The 4,024-nt window shown below is 69.8% G+C and carries 4 protein-coding genes; all 4 read left to right on the forward strand.

The annotated features are described in order from the left end of the window. Positions 1-702 (forward strand): oxepin-CoA hydrolase, alternative type (locus AC1DOC_RS22830; protein ID WP_478130540.1); only part of this gene is annotated, 702 nt, incomplete at its 5' end. Positions 703-766: 64 nt separating this feature from the next. Then, positions 767-1,975 (forward strand): CaiB/BaiF CoA transferase family protein, encoded by a 1,209-nt coding sequence (locus AC1DOC_RS22835; RefSeq protein ID WP_062363264.1) that lies wholly within the window; start codon positions 767-769, stop codon positions 1,973-1,975. Between the two features lie 37 nt (positions 1,976-2,012). Continuing rightward, entirely contained in the window at positions 2,013-3,011 is a 999-nt protein-coding gene (locus AC1DOC_RS22840) for a Bug family tripartite tricarboxylate transporter substrate binding protein (protein ID WP_478130541.1), read from the forward strand. A gap of 52 nt (positions 3,012-3,063) precedes the next feature. After that, positions 3,064-4,024, forward strand: a 961-nt coding sequence (locus tag AC1DOC_RS22845) for an AMP-binding protein (RefSeq protein WP_478130542.1), incomplete at its 3' end; no start/stop codon positions are given.

Consider the following 4,024-nt stretch of genomic DNA (forward strand, 5'->3'; position numbering starts at 1 on the left):
GCGCTCGCCGATGCGCAAAACGACCCCGAAGTCGGCGCCGTCGTCTTCACCGGCGCGGGCGATTTCTTCTGCTCGGGCGGCGATCTCAACCTGCTGGCCAAGCGCCGCGAGCTGCCCGCCTCCGAGCGCCGCGAAAAGCTCGAAGGCCTGCACGACCTGATCCGCGGCATCCGCGATTGCGGCAAGCCGGTGATCGCGGCCGTCGAAGGCGGCGCGGCGGGCGCGGGCCTCTCGATGGCGCTGGCCTGCGACATGCTGGTGTCGGCGCGCGACGCGTTCTACACGGTGGCCTACGTCAAGGTCGGCCTCACGCCGGACGGCGGCGCCACGGCCTTCCTTGCGGAATTCGTCTCGCGCCAGGTGCTGACCGAGATGTGCCTGACCGGCGACCGCATGACGGCCGAGCGCCTGCATGCGCTGGGCGCGGTCAACCGGCTGACCGACAAGGGCGCCGCGCTGGCCGAGGCCATCGCGCTCGCGGCCAAGGTGGCCGATGGCCCGCAGCGCGCGATCGCACGCATCAAGACCTTGTGCCGCCAGGCGCACCGCGCCACGCTCGAGCAGCAGCTCGATGCCGAGGCCGTGTACATGGTCGAGTCGCAGGCCGATGCCGAGGCGGCCGAAGGCATCGGTGCCTTCCTCGGCAAGCGGCGCGCGGATTTCAACGCGCTGCGCCGCAAGGCAAAGCCGGACGCGTCCTGACGCGCGTCGTGCCCCGCCCTCGCATTCGGACGCGGGGGTTGTTCGTTTTCCTGGAGTTGCCCTCATGCCCATGCTGAATTCCTCGCTGCCGCTGGCCGGCGTGCGCGTCCTCGATCTGTCCCGCATCCTCGCGGGCCCCTGGTGCGGCATGGTGCTGGCCGACATGGGCGCCGAAGTCATCAAGGTCGAGCACCCGGGCCGCGGCGACGACACGCGCGACTGGGGCCTGCGCGTCGGCAACACCGAGACGGCCTATTTCAACAGCGTGAACCGCAACAAGCGCTCGGTCACGCTCGACCTGCAGACGCCCGAGGGCCAGCAGATCGCGCGCGACCTCGCGAAGCAGTGCGACGTGGTGATCCAGAACTTCAAGTTCGGCGGCATCGACAAGCTGGGCCTGGGCTACGAACAGCTCAGCAAGGAGCATCCGGGGCTCATCTACTGCTCGATCTCGGGCTACGACCGCACCGGCCCCGAGGCCGCGCGCCCCGGCTACGACCTCGTGGTGCAGGGCGAGGCCGGGCTGATGGCGCTCAACGGCGAAGCCAGCCAGCCGCCGCTGAAGTTCGGCGTGGCCATGGTCGACCTGTTCACCGGCATGTACTCGGCGCAGGCCGTGCTTGCGGCGCTCTACCAGCGCGAGAAGACCGGCAAGGGCCGGCATGTGGAGATGGCTCTCTTCGACTGCGGCCTGATGATCACCGCCTACTACGGCCTCGAGGCGCTGCTGATGGGCGAGGACCCGCCGCGCTACGGCAACTCGCATCCGTCGATCGTGCCCTACGGCGTGTTCGACGCGGCCGACGGCCCGCTCGTGATCACCGTGGGCAACAACGCGCAGTTCGCGCGCTTCTGCACCGAAGTGATCGAGCGGCCTGACCTCGCGGCCGACGAGCGCTTCAAGACCAACATCCTGCGTTCGGCGAACCGCGCGGTGCTGCTGCCCGAGCTGCACGCCGAGCTCGCCAAGCGCCAGCGCGCCGACCTGCTGGCCAGGCTCAGCGCCTCGGGCATTCCCTGCGGCGAAGTGCTGGGCCTGCTCGAAGCGCTCAACTCCAGGCGCGCGGCCGATGCCGGCCTGGTGACCGAGCAGCCGCATCCGGTGGCCGGCAAGGTCAACGTGCTGGCCCCGCCCTACCGCTTCGACGGCGAGCGCCTGCCCGTGCGCAGCGCGCCGCCGCAACTGGGCGAAGGCACGCACGAGGTGCTGCAGTCCCTGCTCGGCCTGTCGGACGACCGGCTCGCGCAACTGAAAACCAGCGGCGTCGTCTGAAGGCGCCCGTCCTTTCCGATTCCTCCTGAACAAGTCCATGGCCTTTTCTTCTTCCCGCTCCCTTCGCAATCCCGCACGCCGCGCACTCCTCGCGCTGGCCCTTCCGCTCGTGGCCGGCACCGCCTTCGCGCAGGCCTGGCCCGCCAAGCCGATCACCTTCGTGGTGCCCTTTCCGCCCGGCGGCCCGACCGACGTCGCCACGCGCATCGTGGCGCAGAAGATGTCGCAGGGCCTGAAGCAGAACATCCTCATCGACAACCGCAGCGGCGCCTCGGGCACCATCGGCGCGGCGGCGGCTGCCAAGGCCGCGCCCGACGGCTACACCTTCGTGATGCTGGCCACGCCCACGCTGCTGGCCGCGCACCTGTACGGCCAGACGCCCTACGACATCTTCAAGAGCTTCACGCCCGTGGGCACGGTGTACGACCTGCCGATCGTGATGGTGGTGAACCCCAAGGTACTGCCCGGCGTGAACGGCCTGCAGGACCTGATCGCCAAGGCCAAGGCCGAGGGCGGCAAGCTCAACYACACGACGGCCGGCGCAGGCAGCTTCGGCCACCTGACGACCGAGCAGCTCAAGAACATCGGCAAGTTCGAGATGCAGCACGTGCCCTACCGCGGCAGCGCACCGGCCGTGACCGACCTGATCGGCGGGCAGGTGCCCGCGATGTTCTCGGACCTGGTGGCGGTGATGCCGCACATCCGCTCGGGTACGCTGCGCGCGATCGCGGTCGGCTCGGGCCAGCGCGTGAGCCTGCTGCCCGACGTGAAGACGGTCGCCGAGCAGGGCTTCCCGGGTTTCGATGCCACGTCCTGGGGCGGCCTGCTGGCACCGGCCGGCACGCCCAAGGACGTGGTCGAGCGCATGAGCGCCGAGCTCAAGACCGCGCTCGCCGACAAGGAAGTGCAGGACAAGCTCGAGGGCGTCGGCTCCTTCGCGGCCTATCGCACGGCCGAGCAGACCGGCGTGCGCATGCGCCAGGATTTCGAGCGCTGGGGCAAGGTCATTCGCGACAACAAGATCACGAACCAGTAGAACAGCGCTTTGCGCGCGGCCGGCACCACAACAAATATCCAGGAGACATGCCATGGCAGACAGCAAGAAGACGAACCCGGCCGGCGTACCCTTTCGCCCGACGCTCCCGGTCCGCAGCCTCGCCGACATCCGCAGGCTCGAGGAGACGCCGCTCGAAGAGGCGCTGACGGTCCGCAGCACCTACGAGATCTTCCGCAACGCGGGCGCGGCCTTCGGCGGCAAGACCGCGCTGACCTTCCTGCGCACCGGCAACCCGGCCGACGCGCCGATCCGCTGGTCGTACGCCGAACTGCTCGCGCGCATCCACCAGACCGCGAACATGCTGCACGCGCTGGGCGTGGGTCCGCAGGATGCGGTGGCGGTGCTGCTGCCGGGCTGCCTCGAGTACCACCTCGCGCTCTGGGGCGGCGAGGCGGCGGGCATCGTGCAGCCGCTCAACCCGCTGCTCACCGACGAGAAGCTGGTGGCGCTGATGACCGCGGGCCGCGCCAAGGTGCTGATCGCCTACGGCTCGGACAGCGAATCGGGCATGTGGTCGAAGGCGATGCGCCTGCGCGGCCAGGTGCCCACGCTCACCACGGTGCTGCGCGTGGCACCGCATGACGAAGCACCGGGCGCGGCCGGCGCCTTGCCCGAGGGCGTGGCCGATTTCGACGTGCTGCGTTCGGCACAGCCGTCCGATCGCCTCGTGAGCGGCCGCGACATTGCGCCCAGCGACATCGCCGCCTACTTCCACACCGGCGGCACCACCGGCGCGCCGAAGCTCGCGCGCCACAGCCACGGCGCGCAGGTGTTCACGGCCTGGGCCAGCGTGCAGGTCGCGGGCATGAACGACCAGGGCATCTCGATCAACGGCTACCCGCTGTTCCACGTGGCGGGCGTGCTACCGGCCTCGCTGGCCTCGCTCTCGGCGGGCATGGAAGTGATCATCCCGACGACCTCGCTGCTGCGCAACAAGGAGGTGCTCGCCAACTACTGGAAGCTGGTCGAGAAGTACCGGCCGACCTCGCTCT

It is taken from the genome of Variovorax sp. 01T439_2, from assembly GCF_056398445.1.

Coding starts and splice junctions, on each gene's coding strand:
- AC1DOC_RS22835 (WP_062363264.1), top strand. CDS start 767: ATGCCCATGCTGAATTCCTCGCTGCCGCTGGCCGGCGTGCGCGTCCTC.